At 59.1% G+C, this 15120-nt stretch carries 16 protein-coding genes and 1 riboswitch; of the genes, 7 read left to right on the top strand and 9 right to left on the bottom strand.

Annotated elements, in window-relative coordinates:
- A partial coding sequence (locus VSX58_RS21760; RefSeq protein WP_327619910.1) for an aminotransferase-like domain-containing protein occupies positions 1 to 777 on the top strand: 777 nt, incomplete at its 5' end.
- A gap of 71 nt (positions 778 to 848) precedes the next feature.
- Here the strand turns inward: VSX58_RS21760 and thiH are convergent.
- From thiH to rsd, 7 genes are all read right to left on the bottom strand, one after another.
- Complete coding sequence (gene thiH / locus VSX58_RS21755; protein ID WP_327619909.1) at positions 849 to 1979, bottom strand: 2-iminoacetate synthase ThiH; 1131 nt, start codon at positions 1977 to 1979, stop codon at positions 849 to 851.
- Complete coding sequence (locus tag VSX58_RS21750) at positions 1979 to 2761, bottom strand: thiazole synthase (RefSeq protein ID WP_327619908.1); 783 nt, start codon at positions 2759 to 2761, stop codon at positions 1979 to 1981. The genes thiH and VSX58_RS21750 overlap by 1 nt, the downstream gene beginning before the upstream one ends.
- 1 nt (position 2762) lies before the next feature.
- Positions 2763 to 2963: a sulfur carrier protein ThiS gene (gene thiS, locus VSX58_RS21745; RefSeq protein ID WP_327615744.1), complete on the bottom strand. Its 201-nt coding sequence runs from the start codon at positions 2961 to 2963 to the stop codon at positions 2763 to 2765.
- Positions 2960 to 3709 carry a HesA/MoeB/ThiF family protein gene (locus VSX58_RS21740; protein WP_327619907.1) on the bottom strand — a complete coding sequence of 250 codons (750 nt, stop codon included), beginning with the start codon at positions 3707 to 3709 and terminating at the stop codon, positions 2960 to 2962. Before VSX58_RS21740 ends, thiS begins: the two co-directional genes overlap by 4 nt.
- Before the next feature lies 1 nt (position 3710).
- A complete protein-coding gene (thiE, locus tag VSX58_RS21735) occupies positions 3711 to 4361 on the bottom strand; it encodes a thiamine phosphate synthase (RefSeq protein ID WP_327619906.1) in 651 nt (216 codons plus the stop codon).
- Entirely contained in the window at positions 4358 to 6304 is a 1947-nt protein-coding gene (gene thiC, locus VSX58_RS21730; protein WP_327619905.1) for a phosphomethylpyrimidine synthase ThiC, read from the bottom strand. Before thiC ends, thiE begins: the two co-directional genes overlap by 4 nt.
- Before the next feature lie 94 nt (positions 6305 to 6398).
- Positions 6399 to 6541: riboswitch (TPP riboswitch) on the bottom strand.
- Between the two features lie 125 nt (positions 6542 to 6666).
- Entirely contained in the window at positions 6667 to 7134 is a 468-nt protein-coding gene (gene rsd, locus VSX58_RS21725) for a sigma D regulator (RefSeq protein ID WP_327619904.1), read from the bottom strand.
- A gap of 106 nt (positions 7135 to 7240) precedes the next feature.
- On the opposite strand from rsd, the gene nudC reads away from it, so the two are divergent.
- From nudC to VSX58_RS21695, 6 genes are all read left to right on the top strand, one after another.
- Positions 7241 to 8065, top strand: a complete 825-nt coding sequence (gene nudC, locus VSX58_RS21720; protein ID WP_327619903.1) for an NAD(+) diphosphatase — start codon at positions 7241 to 7243, stop codon at positions 8063 to 8065.
- A gap of 11 nt (positions 8066 to 8076) precedes the next feature.
- A complete protein-coding gene (hemE, locus tag VSX58_RS21715; RefSeq protein WP_327619902.1) occupies positions 8077 to 9150 on the top strand; it encodes a uroporphyrinogen decarboxylase in 1074 nt (357 codons plus the stop codon).
- The gene (nfi, locus tag VSX58_RS21710; RefSeq protein ID WP_327619901.1) at positions 9147 to 9821 is read left to right on the top strand and encodes a deoxyribonuclease V; all 675 of its coding nucleotides are present in this window, start codon (positions 9147 to 9149) and stop codon (positions 9819 to 9821) included. Before hemE ends, nfi begins: the two co-directional genes overlap by 4 nt.
- A gap of 92 nt (positions 9822 to 9913) precedes the next feature.
- Entirely contained in the window at positions 9914 to 10504 is a 591-nt protein-coding gene (locus VSX58_RS21705; protein WP_327615736.1) for a YjaG family protein, read from the top strand.
- Between the two features lie 187 nt (positions 10505 to 10691).
- Positions 10692 to 10964 (top strand): nucleoid-associated protein HU-alpha, encoded by a 273-nt coding sequence (gene hupA / locus VSX58_RS21700; protein ID WP_009114799.1) that lies wholly within the window; start codon positions 10692 to 10694, stop codon positions 10962 to 10964.
- Between the two features lie 46 nt (positions 10965 to 11010).
- Positions 11011 to 11667 (top strand): DUF1481 domain-containing protein, encoded by a 657-nt coding sequence (locus tag VSX58_RS21695; protein ID WP_327619900.1) that lies wholly within the window; start codon positions 11011 to 11013, stop codon positions 11665 to 11667.
- A 243-nt stretch (positions 11668 to 11910) separates the two neighbouring features.
- Here the strand turns inward: VSX58_RS21695 and purD are convergent, their stop codons facing one another.
- Both purD and purH read right to left on the bottom strand, forming a co-directional pair.
- Positions 11911 to 13197 carry a phosphoribosylamine--glycine ligase gene (gene purD / locus VSX58_RS21690; RefSeq protein WP_327619899.1) on the bottom strand — a complete coding sequence of 429 codons (1287 nt, stop codon included), beginning with the start codon at positions 13195 to 13197 and terminating at the stop codon, positions 11911 to 11913.
- Between the two features lie 17 nt (positions 13198 to 13214).
- Positions 13215 to 14804, bottom strand: a complete 1590-nt coding sequence (gene purH / locus VSX58_RS21685; RefSeq protein WP_327619898.1) for a bifunctional phosphoribosylaminoimidazolecarboxamide formyltransferase/IMP cyclohydrolase — start codon at positions 14802 to 14804, stop codon at positions 13215 to 13217.
- Positions 14805 to 15120 lie beyond the last annotated feature (316 nt).

Below are 15120 nucleotides of genomic sequence, written 5' to 3'. Positions count from 1 at the left end.
AAGGCGATTGAGATCCCGACCTGTCCCATCACCGGTATAAGTCTTGATGCGCTGGCGCTGGCGCTGGAGCAGTGGCCGGTCAAAGCGGTATTGCTGGTGCCCACCTGCAATAATCCGCTGGGATTTTCAATGCCCGATAAGTATAAGAAAGAGTTGATTATTCTGGCACAGCGTTTCGATCTCGCCATTATCGAAGACGATGCCTATGGCGAGCTGATCTACGACTACCCGCGCCCAAGGACCATTAAATCTTTTGATGAAGATGGCCGGGTATTGCTGTGCAGCTCTTTTTCCAAAAGTCTGGCGCCCGGTCTGCGGGTGGGGTGGATAGCGCCGGGCCGTTACCTGGAGCGCGTCGTCCATACGAAATATATCGGAACCGGCTATACCGTGACGCACACCCAGCTGGCGGTCGCCGAGTTTATCCGGCAGGGCCACTATCAGCCCCATCTGCGGCGTATGCGCATGCAATATAAGTGCAATCTTGAGGTATTCACCAGCTGGCTGCGCCACTATTTTCCCTGCGGCATTTGCGTCAGCCGTCCGCAGGGCGGGTTTCTGGTGTGGATTGAGCTACCGGAGTCTTTTGACTCGCTGCGGCTTAACCGCGAGGTGCGTAAGTCGGGTATTCAGATTGCCGCCGGATCGCTGTTCTCGGCCTCGGGGAAATACCGCAACTGTCTGAGGCTTAACTACGCCTTGCCGTTCACGGATGAAGCGGGCAGGGGGCTGCGTATTCTGGGGGAAACCGTCAGCCGCATGATGGACGGCGCTTGATAGCGGCTGCTCGGGAAGGGCCGATACGGTTAAGGGCAGCACCCCGTACCGGCCCGGGCGACCGGCATCGCCTATTGCGAACGTCTCCCCAAATAACCGTCCCAGTCCTTCCATACCGGCTGTAATCCGGCTTGAATAATCGCCTGAGCGACCTCTTCCGGCCGGCGGGCGTCATGCGGCGAGAACTGTTCCAGTTCGGGATGGTCGTCGGCATAGCCGCCGGGCTGCGTTTTGGAAAAAGCGCTGACGTTGTTTATCGCGATGGGAACCGCATGGTCGCGAAAGAACGGCGACTCGCGGGTGGAGAGCGACAGCTCGATATCCGGCGACAGCAGGCGGAAGGCGCAAATAACCTGCATCAGCTGCGCTTCGTCCATAATCGAGGCGGGTTCGATACCGCCGGCGCAGGGGCGCAGGCGGGGAAATGAAATGGAGTAACGGCTCTGCCAGTAGGTTTGCTGGAGATACAGCAGATGCTCCGCCACCATATAACAGTCGGTGCGCCAGCTGTCGGACAGGCCGATGAGCGACCCCAGCCCGATCTTGTCGATCCCCGCGCGTCCCAAACGATCCGGCGTGGCCAGCCGCCAGTAAAAATCTTGTTTGTGGCCGCGAAGATGATGCTGCCGGTAGGTCGCCGGATGGTAGGTTTCCTGATACACCATCACGCCGTCCAGCCCCAGGGTTTTCAACTCCGCGTACTCTTCCTGCGCCAACGGCTGCACTTCGATCATCAGCGCGCTGAATTGCGGGCGAATCAGCGGAAAAACCCGGCGGAAGTAATCCATTCCCACCTTGCGCTGGTGTTCGCCGGTCACCAGCAGCAGGCTATCGAATCCCAGCTTTTTGATGGCGGCGCATTCGCGCAGGATCTCCTCCTCATCCAGCGTCTTGCGCTTGATGTGGTTGCTCATCGAGAAACCGCAGTAGGTGCAGTCGTTGGAACACAGGTTGGAAAGGTATAACGGCACGTAGAAGCCTACCGTATTGCCGAAGCGCTGGCGGGTGAGTTGCTGAGCCCGCTGCGCCAGCGGTTCCAGATAGGCGGCGGCGGCGGGGGAGATTAACGCCATAAAGTCCTCCCGATCGGGCCGCGCCGCGGCGAGCGCCTGCTCGACATCGCGGGCGGTTTTGCCGTTGATGCGCAGGGTGAGATCGTCCCAGTCGAGCCGTTCCCAGACGCGTTGAAAGTCGTTTTCCATTATTCGGCCCCTTCAGTCTGCGCACGCAGAAAGCCGGTCAGCGGGCTGGTGGCGCTGGCGGCATAGCGCTTGCTTCCCAGTCCGGCCTGCCTGGCCAGTTCGCCGGCTTCGACCGCGAGTCTGAATGCCTGCGCCATTTTTACCGGGTCGCGGGCGACGGCGATGGCGGTATTGACCAGCACGGCGTCCGCGCCCATCTCCAGGGCCTCCGCCGCATGGCTGGGCGCGCCGATTCCGGCGTCCACCACGACGGGGATACGGGCCTGCTCGATGATGATGCGTAGGAAATCGCGGGTTTGCAGCCCCTGATTGGAGCCGATTGGCGCGCCCAGCGGCATGACGGCGGCGCAGCCGACCTCTTCCAACCGTTTGCACAGCACCGGGTCGGCGCCGCAATAGGGCAGCACGACGAAGCCGTCTTTGACCAGCCGTTCCGCGGCCTTCAGCGTTTCAAGCGGATCGGGGAGCAGGTATTTCATATCCGGATGGATTTCCAACTTCACCCAATGCGTGCCCAGCGCCTCGCGCGCCAGTTGAGCGGCGAATACCGCTTCCTCGGCCGTTTTGGCGCCGGAGGTATTCGGCAGCAGCCTGACGCCAAGCTGGCGCAGCGGCGCCAGAATCGCGTCATTGCCGCCTTTCAGGTCGACGCGTTTCATCGCCATGGTAATCAGCTGCGAACCGGAGGCGCGCAGGGCGGCCAGCATAATCTCCGGCGTGGCGAATTTTCCGGTGCCGGTTAGCAGCCGGGATGTAAAGGTAGTATCGGCGATGCGCAGCATGTCATCCTCCCGCGATGGCCTGAAAAAGCAAAATATCATCCCCGTCCTGAATCTGATGCCGACTCCAGGCGTCACGCGGGATGATGGTCTGATTGACGGCCAGCGCCGTTCCGGGTTGCAGGCGGTTTAACTGCGTCAGCAGCGCGTCGACGGTCAGGCCGTCCGCCAGCTCGAGGCTCTGGTCGTTGAGGGTTATTTTCATGCCGGCTCTCCGCAAACCGGGCAATGCGGCGCGCGCGTGAGCTGCAGCGTGTTCCAGCTTTGCTGTTTGCCGTCGAACAGGCGCAGTTTTCCGCTCAGCGTCGAAGGCAGGCCGGCCAGCAGCTTGAGCGCTTCCAGCGCCTGTAGCGTGCCGATGACGCCGACGACGGGGCCGAGGATGCCCGCCGTGCGGCAGTTGCGCTGCGGCTCCGCCGCGTCGGGATAGAGGCAGGCGTAGCACCCGTGGCGGTAAGGCGGCGTGAGTACCAGCAGCTGCCCGCTGAAGCCGACGGCGCTGCCGCTGACCAGCGGTTTGCCCGCGCGGATACAGGCGGCGTTAACCGCATGGCGGGTCGCCATGTTATCGCTGCAATCCAGCACCACATCGGCGCGGCCGACCGCCTGATGCAGCGGCTCGCCGCACAGCCTTTCCGTCAGCGCGACGATCTTCGCGTGCGGATTTAATGCCTGTAGGCGCTGCTTGGCCAGTTCGGCCTTGGGTTTATCGATATCGTCCGTGCGGTACAGGATTTGACGCTGAAGATTGGTAAGATGCAGCGCGTCGTCGTCGGCCAATAACAGCGTGCCGACGCCGGCGGCGGCCAGGTACAGGGACGCGGGGGCGCCCAGTCCGCCCAGGCCTACCAGCAAGATACTGGCGGATTTGAGCTTTTCCTGACCTTCGGGGCCGAATTCTTCCAGAAGAAGCTGGCGGCTGTAGCGCAGAAATTCTCGATCGCTTAGCACGTTACGCCTCCCGTTCTTCAATCATGCGCAGTAATGCCGCCGTCGCCTGACGCCAGTCCGGCGCCCGGGTAATGGCGCTGACCACGGCGACACCGCCCACGCCGGTGGCCAACACCGCGGGAACCCTATCCAGACCGATGCCGCCGATGGCGACGGTGGGGAAGCGCTCTCCAAGCTCCGCCGTATGGCGCGCCAGTTCGGCGAGCCCCTGCGGCGCGGAGGGCATCTCTTTGGTCTGCGTGGGAAAGATATGCCCCAGCGCGATATACGAAGGATTGATGGCCGATGCGCGCGCCAGCTCCCGATCGTCGTGGGTGGAGACGCCGAGGCGCAGGCCGGCCCGTTTAATGGCCGCCAGATCGGCGGTGTCCAGATCCTCCTGTCCGAGATGCACGCCGTAAGCCTGATGCTTGACCGCCAGCCGCCAGTAGTCGTTGATAAACAGGCGCGCCTGATAACGGCGACCCAGCGCAATGGCCTGGAGGACATCCGATTCTACCTGCCGATCGGTTTGATCTTTTATCCGTAGCTGGATCGTCTTAACGCCCGCGTCGAGCAGGCGTTCGATCCAGAGTACGCTGTCCACCACCGGATAGAGGCCGAGCCGATGCGCGGTCGGTGCAAAGGAGCCTGTTGTCTGAGCCGTCGTCATTGCTTCTCCTCCGTCTGCAGGCCGGCGGCGCTGTGGTACAGCTCGCCGCCCTGGGCGCGAAAGACTTCCGACATGTGCGCCATGCCCACCTCAATCGGTTTGGCCTCGGCCTCCCGCCGCGCCGCGTAATCACGCACTTCCTGCGAAATTTTCATCGAGCAGAACTTGGGGCCGCACATGGAGCAGAAGTGGGCGACCTTGCCGGACTCTTGCGGCAGCGTAGCGTCGTGGTAGGCGCGGGCGGTTTCGGGATCGAGCGACAGATTAAACTGGTCTTCCCAGCGAAACTCGAAGCGCGCTTTGGACATGGCGTTATCGCGGATTTGCGCGCCGGGGTGGCCTTTCGCCAGATCGGCGGCATGGGCGGCGATTTTATAGGTAATCAGCCCTTGTTTGACGTCCTCTTTATCGGGCAGTCCAAGGTGTTCCTTCGGCGTGACGTAGCAGAGCATGGCGCAGCCGAACCAGCCGATCATCGCCGCGCCGATGCCGGAGGTGAAGTGGTCGTAGCCGGGGGCGATATCGGTGGTCAGCGGGCCAAGCGTATAGAACGGCGCTTCGTGGCAGTGTTCCAGTTCTTCGGTCATATTGCGGCGGATCATCTGCATCGGCACATGGCCGGGGCCTTCGATCATCACCTGCACGTCGTACTCCCAGGCGATTTTGGTTAACTCTCCCAGCGTATAGAGTTCAGCGAACTGCGCTTCGTCGTTGGCGTCCTGAATCGAGCCGGGGCGCAGGCCGTCGCCTAACGATAGGGTCACGTCATAGGCGGCGCAGATTTCACAGATATCGCGAAAATGTTCATACAGGAAGCTCTCTTTGTGGTGCGACAGGCACCACTTCGCCATGATGGAGCCGCCGCGCGAGACGATGCCGGTCAGCCGTTTGGCGGTCATCGGCACGTAGCGCAGCAGTACGCCGGCGTGGATGGTGAAATAGTCGACGCCCTGCTCAGCCTGCTCCAGCAGCGTGTCGCGGAACATTTCCCAGTTCAGGTTTTCCGCCACGCCGTTCACTTTTTCCAGCGCCTGATAAATGGGAACCGTGCCGATCGGCACCGGGCTGTTGCGCAGGATCCATTCACGGGTTTCATGAATGTAGCGTCCGGTGGAGAGATCCATAACGGTGTCCGCGCCCCAGCGGGTGGACCACACCAGCTTTTCCACCTCTTCTTCGATGGAGGAGGTCACGGCGGAATTCCCGATATTGGCGTTCACCTTCACCAGAAAATTGCGGCCGATAATCATTGGTTCGGATTCGGGGTGGTTAATATTGGATGGAATGATGGCGCGGCCGGCGGCGACTTCCTGACGGACAAACTCCGGGGTGATGTTTTCCGGCAGGTTGGCGCCGAAGCTCTGGCCGAGGTGCTGCTGGCGCAGCACCTCGCCGCGGATGCGTTCGCGTCCCATGTTTTCGCGTATGGCGATGAACTCCATTTCCGGCGTGACGACGCCCCGGCGGGCGTAGTGCAGCTGGGTCACGCATTTTCCCGCTTTGGCGCGGCGCGGGCGGGGTAAATGTTCGAAACGAAGATGGTCGAGGCCGGCATCGGCCAGGCGCTGTTGGGTGAAATCGGAGCTGACGCCGGACAGCGTTTCCGTGTCGTCGCGTTCGTCAATCCACCCCGCCCTTATCCGATTTAACCCAATACGCACATCCGGGCAAAGGGACGGATCGCCGTACGGCCCGGCGGTGTCGTAAACCGGGATCGGCTCATTGGCGACGTACTGCGGATTATCCTTACTGCCGCCGATCAGCGTCGGGCTAAGCGCTATTTCGCGCATGGGGACGCGGATATCCTCACGCGGGCCGGCGAGGTAAATGCGCTGGGAGTTGGGAAACGCCGTTCCCCGTAGCGTGTCGATAAATTTCTGGGCGGCGGCGCGCTGGTCGCGGCGGTTGGTCTTGGGCGGTCGAGAAGATGTTTTTGTAGACATAGCAAGTTCCTGTTATCGGTAAAGGAAAAATTGCTTGTCTGGAGTTCGGAGGGAGTAATAACGCTGGGTATGCCGGGGCGATAAGGTGTGAGTCCGGCAAATTACTCTTGTTCCCTTCGCGGGTATTAACCCGATCAGGTTCCGCGGATCCCGAATTAACGGTCTCAGCCCGTGCGTTTTCATCGCTTGCCCATGGAGCAAGGAACGGAAACGCGCTAGGCACTCCGACAAGATAGCCCCACGATTAGCGGGCTGATTACAACGGTGACACTGTAGGCCGACAGCCGGGACATGTCAAAGGGCGTGCGGCCTATCTGTGAAGAAATGCCGCATTCCGGCGGCAGCCGGATTTATCCTTGCGCTCAGCGCGGGCTGGCGCAAACCAGCCGGATCATTTTATCTTCCAGGGTAAAACGTTCTTCCAGCGTTTCGCCGATGCTGGAGAGCGCCTGTTGGAACGCCATACAGTTATCATGATCGATGGAGGCCGCCAGGTGGCCGTCATAAAAATCCATAAGCTGCTGCGTGTTGTTTTGTAAAGCGAAATCAATCTTTGCAGACTGCGACAGCGTGCGTTCGCTCAGGGAGGCGGCCTCTTGCAATATTCGTTCATAGGCATGAAAGTGGCCGGCGGAAAGATAATCCACCAGATGATGATGAAAATCATCCAGCGCCGTTTCATCAAGGCGCGAATAGGCGCCCTTGTTGGGCTTGATGCCAACCAGATGGTAATAAGCAATCAGGAGCTGTTTACGCGCTTGTAGCCACTGGTCGATTAACGCATTATTGCCACCGACAAGTTCAGTCAGGCTTTGTAACTGGTTTAGCATTATTAGCTCCGGGAATGATAAAAATAGCCGTTGGTTATGCACGTTAGCTAAATCATGCGTAATGGTAAAGAACCGGTGCAGCGACAGAGGAGCAATCGTAGATATTATGGAACAGACGTTAACAGGTGACGAAACGGGATGGTGGGTGGTTAGTCACGCCAATCAGATATGGCTTCCTCAGGGAGAATTGCCGCAGGGAACGGCGGAGAGTTGGTCATTGCGAGGCGAAACCGCGCGCCGGATAGGCGAATGGCAGGGGCAGCCGATGTGGCTGGTTTGCCGGAACCGGGATGCCGGTATGGCATCGGTTCGTCAGCTTATCGACCAGGACGCCGGGCTGTTTCAAATGGCGGGGCGGGGCGTGCAGCTGGCGGAGTTCTACCGCGCTCACAAGTTCTGCGGCTATTGCGGCCACGAAATGGCGCGCAGTAAAACCGAACTGGCCTGCCTGTGCCCGCACTGCAAGGAGCGTTATTATCCGCAGATCGCGCCCTGTATCATCGTGGCGATCCGCCGGGGGGATGAAATTTTGCTGGCGCAGCATAACCGCCACCGCGGCAATATGTATACCGTACTGGCCGGGTTCGTCGAAGTGGGCGAGACGCTGGAGCAGACGGTGGCGCGCGAGGTTATGGAAGAGAGCCGCATTGAGGTCAAAAACCTGCGTTACATCAGTTCCCAACCCTGGCCTTTCCCGCACTCGCTGATGATGGCCTTTATGGCGGACTACGCGGGCGGCGAAGTGCGTCACGATCCGTCGGAGCTGCGTGATGCCGGCTGGTTCCGCTATAACCAATTGCCTCTTCTGCCGCCGCCGGGCACGGTGGCGCGCCGGCTGATTGAGGATACGGTGGCGCTGTGCCGCGCCTATCATGAGAACGGTAACCAACGTGCTACAATCGGCGGCGGTACGTGCCAGGATGACGACTAAAGGAAAACAGCATGACTGAGCTGAAAAACGATCGCTATTTGCGGGCCCTGTCGCGTGAGCCGGTTGATGCGACGCCGGTGTGGATGATGCGCCAGGCGGGGCGCTATCTGCCGGAATACAAGGCGACCCGCGCGCAGGCCGGCGATTTCATGGCGCTGTGCAAAAATGCGGAGCTGGCCTGCGAGGTCACATTGCAGCCTTTGCGGCGCTACGCGCTGGATGCGGCGATCCTGTTTTCAGATATTCTGACCATTCCTGATGCCATGGGGCTGGGGCTCTACTTTGAAACCGGCGAAGGCCCGCGTTTTCAGTCGCCGATTACCCGCCATGCCGATGTGGCCAACTTACCGATTCCCGATCCGGAGCAGGAGCTGGCGTACGTGATGAACGCGGTGCGCGCCATCCGCAAAAATCTCGCCGGCGCCGTGCCGTTAATCGGCTTTTCCGGCAGCCCCTGGACGCTGGCGACCTATATGGTTGAAGGCGGCGGCAGCAAGGCTTTTACTATTATTAAAAAGATGATGTTCGCGCAGCCGAAGACCCTGCATTTGCTGCTGGATAAGCTGGCGGACAGCGTTATCCTCTATCTGAACGCGCAGATCCGCGCCGGGGTCCAGGCGGTCATGGTGTTCGATACCTGGGGCGGCGTGCTGAGCGGCCGCGACTATCGCGAATTTTCCCTGCGCTATCTGCATAAAATCGTCGATGGCCTGCAACGGGAAAATGAGGGCCGCCGCGTTCCGGTCACGCTGTTTACCAAAGGGGGCGGGCAGTGGCTGGAAGCGATGGCGGAAACCGGCTGCGACGCGCTGGGGCTGGATTGGACGACCGATATCGCCGACGCCCGCCGCCGCGTCGGCGATAAAGTCGCGCTGCAGGGCAATATGGACCCCTCCATGCTGTATGCGCCGCCGGCGAGAATAGAACAAGAGGTCGCGGCCATTCTGTCCGGATTCGGGCGGGGCAACGGCCATGTGTTTAATCTCGGTCACGGCATCCATCAGGATGTGCCGCCGGAGCACGCCGGCGTATTCGTCGATGCGGTGCATCGTTTGTCCCGCGCCTATCATTCGGAGGCCCAGTGATTGATACCCGGCGGCTGCGGGCCGAGCAGTTGGCGCGCGCCGCGGAAGTGATTCGCCATGACGACCTGCCCTTTACGCAGCCGAAATTTATCGCCGGCGCCGACGTGGGGTTTGAACAGGATGGCGCGGTAACCCGCGCGGCCATCGCGCTGCTGCGTTACCCGTCGCTGGAGCTGGCGGAGTACAAAATTGCGCGCATCAGCACGACCATGCCGTATATCCCCGGTTTTTTGTCTTTTCGGGAGTGTCCGGGGCTAATGGCCGCCTGGGCGCTGCTTGAGCAAAAGCCGGATCTGTTATTTGTCGACGGGCACGGCATCTCGCATCCGCGCCGGCTTGGCGTAGCCAGCCATTTCGGCCTGATGGTCGACGTGCCGACGATTGGCGTGGCGAAACGCCGCCTGTGCGGGCATTTCGAGCCATTATCCGATGCGGTGGGCAGTCGGCAGCCCTTGCTGGATAAAGACGAACAGATAGGCTGGGTGTGGCGCAGCAAGGCGCGCTGCAACCCCTTGTTTGTGGCGACCGGCCACCGCGTCGGCGCCGATAGCGCGCTGCTGTGGGTGCAACGCTGCATGCGCGGCTATCGCTTGCCCGAACCTACGCGCTGGGCCGATGCGGTGGCATCTAACCGCCCGGCGTTTCAACGCTGGCAGCGGCAGGCGTTATAGGCCATCCGGCATAAGGACTTTAGGAATTCAGGCATAGGGCGTTGCGTTAATTTCAGGTACACTGCCGCCCATAGTCTATAGTGAGCATAACGATGTTACGTAACCCGATTCATTTACGCTTGGAAAAGCTCGGCAGCTGGCAGCATGTCACGTTTATGGCATGTCTTTGTGAGCGTATGTACCCCAATTATCATGAGTTCTGCCGGCAAACCGGGTTTGGCGACGCGATGGTTTATCGCCGTATCCTCGATCTGATTTGGGAAACGCTGGTGGTCAAAGATGCAAAGGTCAATTTCGATAGCCAGTTGGAAAAGCTGGAGGAAGCGATTCCCGCGGCGGATGACTATGATATTTACGGCGTCTACCCGGCGATCGATGCCTGTATCGCGTTAGGCGAGCTGATTCACTCCCGCTTAAGCGGTGAAACGCTGGAACATGCGATCGCCGTCAGCGAGACGTCGATCCGCACCGTCGCCATGCTGGAAATGACGCAGGCCGGTAAAGAAATGACCGATGATGAGCTGAAAGTATTGCCACCGATCGAAGAAGAGTGGGACATCCAATGGGAGATTTTTCGCCTGTTGGCCGCCGATGAAGAGCGCGACATCGAACTGATTAAAGGGCTGCGCGCCGATCTGCGCGAGGCCGGAAGCAGCAACATTGGGATAAATTTAAGCCAATAACACGATAAAACGTGATTTAAGGCTTGAAATGGCCTGTCTTAAGGCTTCACATCCGCACCCTGTCTGGTCTACATTTGGGGGGCGTAATAAAAGTGGCTGTCGGTGCGTGTATGCAGGAGAGTGCTGTCATGGCATATCCGTCGCACTCGATGCTTAGCAAGCGATAAACACACTGTAAGGATAACTTATGAATAAGACTCAACTGATTGATGTAATTGCAGACAAGGCCGATCTCTCCAAAGTACAGGCAAAAGCCGCTCTGGAGTCAACTCTCGCGGCAATTACCGAGTCTCTGAAAGAAGGTGATGCAGTACAATTAGTTGGTTTTGGTACGTTTAAAGTAAACCACCGTAACGAGCGCACTGGCCGCAACCCGCAAACCGGTAAAGAAATCAAAATTGCTGCCGCCAACGTGCCAGCGTTTGTTTCCGGCAAGGCTCTGAAAGACGCTGTTAAATAAGTCAATGCCGGTTAAGAGTTTAAGCGGAGGGGCGGTTGCGCCCCTTTTGCTTTTATGGCGCCGGCTCGGTATCGGGATAGCGATATTCTTTATTGCGGCCTGTAGCAGTCATACTCCCGCGCCAGCGGTTTTTGCCAGCGGCTATATTTCCGACCGCGGCATTGTGCGCCTGTGGCGCAAAGATGACGCCCAGCGCGATACCGTCAGGCTGATAGCGGTTTATAACCCCTTTCAGGGCGGCGGCACGGTGGCGACCCGTTATTGGTATCAGCAGGGCGGCCTGCGTGAAATCAAAAGGTCGCGGGAAGATCAAAAGGACGACACCCAGATCCGCTTTGCGGAGGGGGGCGCCGTCAGCTTTATGCAGCGCCAGCTGGCCGCGCGGCGCGAGCCGATCTCCGATGAGGATTTGGCTTTCTACCAATGGGATGCGCAAAGAGTTCGGGAGCTTAGCGATGTACTTCAGGCGGGGAATGTGACGCTGAAGCAGGGGACGTTGCGGGATGACCAGATCACTGCCTGCGATGGCTCGCGCATCAGCCCCGATTTTGATCGGTCGTCGCAAGACTGGATTGCCCAGAGGAGAGCGCAGCTTACCGGCCCATTGAGTATCGCATGGCTAGAGGCGTCGGAGGGCACGCAGCTGCTGCTGGTGGACCGTGGAGACTTCTGCCGTTGGGAAGCTGAAGCGAATCGGCTGTAACCGGTACGCGGGCTGAACTCTCCAGACCCGCGTACCGGTTTCGTCATGGCAACCGTTGCCGGACATCCGCCCGGACATCCGCATAGAACACCCGGATTTCACCGCAATGCCGATCGTTTAAGCATCGAGATGCGCGGGGCGACGACAGGGGCTAGGCGTCGCCTACGGCGACCTCCCCCTGCTTTTCCCCTAAAGACCGGCTTAAATGAACGGTATTAGGGCTTCTCTGGGCTTGTCGGTTGGTTAGGCTTGTTCCCGCGCAATCGCCCGATAGCCAATATCTTTCCGGCAGAAGCATCCTCGCCATTGGATTGCGGCGGCCAGCTCATAGGCGCGTTTCTGGGCATCGGCGACCGTGTCGCCCAAGGCGGTTACGCACAGCACCCGTCCGCCGCTGGTGACGACATCACCGTCGCGCATTTTGGTGCCCGCGTGGAAGACTTTCCCCTCTTCGGCATCTTGCCGCGGTAGGCCGGAAATGACTTCTCCGGTCTGGTAATCGCCGGGGTATCCGCCCGATGCCAGCACCACGCCTAATGACGGACGCGCATCCCAGTCGGAATCTTTCTCATCCAGCTTGCCGTCGCAGGCCGCCAGACAGAGTTCGATCAGATCGGAGCGCAGGCGCAGCATGATCGGCTGCGTTTCCGGATCGCCAAAGCGGCAGTTAAATTCAATCACTTTCGGCTGACCGTCGGCAGAGATCATCAGTCCGGCGTACAGGAAGCCCGTATAGATATTCCCTTCGGCCGCCATACCTTTCACCGTCGGCCAAATCACCTGATCCATCACGCGCCGATGAATTTCATCGGTTACCACCGGCGCCGGGGAGTAGGCTCCCATGCCGCCGGTATTCGGGCCGGTGTCCTTATCGCCCACGCGTTTATGATCCTGACTGGTCGCCATCGCCAGCACATGCTCGCCATCGACCATGACGATAAAGCTGGCTTCTTCGCCCTCCAGAAACTCTTCCACTACGATGCGATGGCCGGCATCGCCGAACGCATTGCCTGCCAGCATATCCCGAACGGCGTTTTCCGCCTCTTCCAGCGTCATGGCGACGATGACGCCTTTCCCGGCGGCCAGGCCGTCGGCTTTAATCACGATCGGCGCGCCCTTGCTGCGCACGTAGGCCAGCGCCGGTTCTACTTCGGTAAAATTCTGGTATTCCGCGGAGGGAATATTGTGGCGGGCGAGAAAATCTTTGGTGAAGGATTTGGACCCTTCCAACTGCGCGGCGGCCTGCGTCGGCCCGAAAATTTTCAGCCCGGCGGCGCGGAAAGCGTCTACCACGCCGATGACCAGAGGCTGTTCCGGACCCACGATGGTTAAATCGATCTGATGTTGCTGGGCGAAAGCGACCAGCGCGGGGATATCGGTTGCGGCAATATCAACATTGCTCAGCCCCGGCTCCAGCGCCGTACCGGCATTCCCCGGCGCGACGTAAACGATATCCGCCAGCGGCGACTGCGCCGCTTTCCAGGCCAGCGCGTGTTCGCGGCCACCGTTGCCAATAACTAAAATTTTCATGTTCATCAGATCCTGAATTAATGGCGGAAATGGCGCATGTCGGTAAAGATCATCGCGATGCCATGTTCATTGGCAGCGGCAATGACTTCATCGTCACGGATAGAACCGCCCGGTTGAATCACACAGGTGATGCCGACGGCAGCGGCGGCATCAATCCCATCGCGGAAGGGGAAGAAGGCGTCGGAAGCCATGGCCGAGCCTTTCACTTCCAAACCTTCGTCGCCGGCTTTGATGCCGGCGATCTTGGCGGAATAAACCCGGCTCATCTGGCCCGCGCCTATACCGATGGTCATATTGTCTTTGGCGTAGACGATAGCGTTGGATTTGACGAACTTAGCGACTTTCCAGCAGAACAGGGCGTCGCGCAGCTCCTGCTCGCCGGGCTGACGTTCGGTCACCACGCGTAGCTGGGCGTCGCCGACCATGCCCAGATCGCGCTCTTGTACCAGCAAACCGCCGTTCACGCGCTTGAAATCCAGGCCTGGAACGCGCTGTTGCCACTCTCCGCAGGCAAGGACGCGAACGTTTTGCTTGGCGGCGGTGACTTCCAGGGCGGCTGCGCTGACGGATGGCGCGATAATCACTTCAACGAACTGACGGCTGATGATGGCTTGCGCCGTTTGCGCGTCCAGTTCGCGGTTAAAGGCGATGATGCCGCCGAAAGCGGAGGTAGGATCGGTTTTGTAGGCGCGTTCGTAGGCATCCAGGATCGAGTCGCCGATGGCTACGCCGCACGGGTTGGCGTGTTTGACGATGACACAGGCGGCTTGCGCGAACTCTTTAACGCACTCCAACGCGGCGTCGGTGTCGGCAATGTTATTGTAGGAGAGCGCCTTGCCCTGTAACTGTTGGGCTGTGGCGACGGAGGCTTCCGTTAGGTTCTCTTCTATATAGAAGGCCGCCTGCTGGTGGCTGTTTTCGCCATAACGCATATCCTGCTTTTTCACGAAATTCAGGTTAAGCGTGCGGGGGAAACGTCCTGACGGTTTATCCGTCTCGCCATAATACGGCGGCACCAGCGCGCCGAAATAGTTGGCGATCATGCCGTCGTAAGCGGCGGTGTGCTCGAAGGCCTTGATCGCCAGATCGAAACGCGTTTCGTAGGTTAGCGAACCGCTGTTGGCGTCCATCTCATTAATGATGGCGTCGTAGTCGCCGCTTTTAACCACGATAGCCACATCTTTATGATTCTTGGCCGCGGAGCGAACCATGGTCGGGCCGCCGATATCGATATTTTCGACGGCGTCTTCCAGTTTGCAGTCCGGACGGGCAACGGTCTGAGCAAAAGGATAGAGGTTTACGACAACCATATCGATAGGCTGAATGGCGTGCGCCGCCATAATGGCGTCATCCTGCCCGCGGCGCCCGAGGATCCCGCCATGAACCTTCGGATGCAAGGTTTTAACTCGTCCATCCATCATTTCCGGGAAACCGGTGTAGTCAGACACTTCCGTGACCGGTAATCCGGCATCAGCCAGCAGGCGAGCGGTGCCTCCGGTAGAGAGAAGTTCAACGCCTCGTTGAGATAAGGCTTGAGCAAAGTCGACGATACCCGCTTTGTCGGAAACGCTGAGCAAAGCACGGCGGATAGGACGAGGTTGTGGCATGATGATATATCCCTTGGATTGGGTAGTCAGTAAAGAACGGTACGTGAATATCGTCTTTTTCTTCATTTATGGCGCGTCGCCGCAAGATAAAGAAAAATATTCAGTTATCGTTCACTGAAAGAAGGTTCGTTTTTCGCGGAGGAATTGTAGCGAAAACGTTTGCGTGATGCTCGTCTAATTTTATCAAGAATCCATTCTGTGGATAACTTTGTGAACAAAAGGGTATAAGGCGCTATTTTGCTGTGTAATGCAGCAAACGGTGTTTTTTATGCAAATTAACTATTGCGGCCTGCTCAGAAGTCCCTATAATGCGCTC

The sequence above is a fragment of the Brenneria populi genome, from assembly GCF_036016195.1.
GTDB lineage: Bacteria > Pseudomonadota > Gammaproteobacteria > Enterobacterales > Enterobacteriaceae > Brenneria > Brenneria populi.
This window is presented reverse-complemented; position numbering and strand designations above follow the sequence as displayed.

Bases quoted from the DNA above. Each gene is read 5' to 3' on its own strand.
- hemE (WP_327619902.1), top strand. From the start codon at position 8,077: ATGACTGAGCTGAAAAACGATCGCTATTTGCGGGCCCTGTCGCGTGAG.
- thiS (WP_327615744.1), bottom strand. From the start codon at position 2,963: ATGAAAATAACCCTCAACGACCAGAGCCTCGAGCTGGCGGACGGCCTG.
- rsd (WP_327619904.1), bottom strand. From the start codon at position 7,134: ATGCTAAACCAGTTACAAAGCCTGACTGAACTTGTCGGTGGCAATAAT.
- nudC (WP_327619903.1), top strand. From the start codon at position 7,241: ATGGAACAGACGTTAACAGGTGACGAAACGGGATGGTGGGTGGTTAGT.
- purD (WP_327619899.1), bottom strand. From the start codon at position 13,197: ATGAAAATTTTAGTTATTGGCAACGGTGGCCGCGAACACGCGCTGGCC.
- VSX58_RS21705 (WP_327615736.1), top strand. From the start codon at position 9,914: ATGTTACGTAACCCGATTCATTTACGCTTGGAAAAGCTCGGCAGCTGG.
- thiH (WP_327619909.1), bottom strand. From the start codon at position 1,979: ATGGAAAACGACTTTCAACGCGTCTGGGAACGGCTCGACTGGGACGAT.
- purH (WP_327619898.1), bottom strand. From the start codon at position 14,804: ATGCCACAACCTCGTCCTATCCGCCGTGCTTTGCTCAGCGTTTCCGAC.
- thiC (WP_327619905.1), bottom strand. From the start codon at position 6,304: ATGTCTACAAAAACATCTTCTCGACCGCCCAAGACCAACCGCCGCGAC.
- hupA (WP_009114799.1), top strand. From the start codon at position 10,692: ATGAATAAGACTCAACTGATTGATGTAATTGCAGACAAGGCCGATCTC.
- VSX58_RS21750 (WP_327619908.1), bottom strand. From the start codon at position 2,761: ATGCTGCGCATCGCCGATACTACCTTTACATCCCGGCTGCTAACCGGC.
- thiE (WP_327619906.1), bottom strand. From the start codon at position 4,361: ATGACGACGGCTCAGACAACAGGCTCCTTTGCACCGACCGCGCATCGG.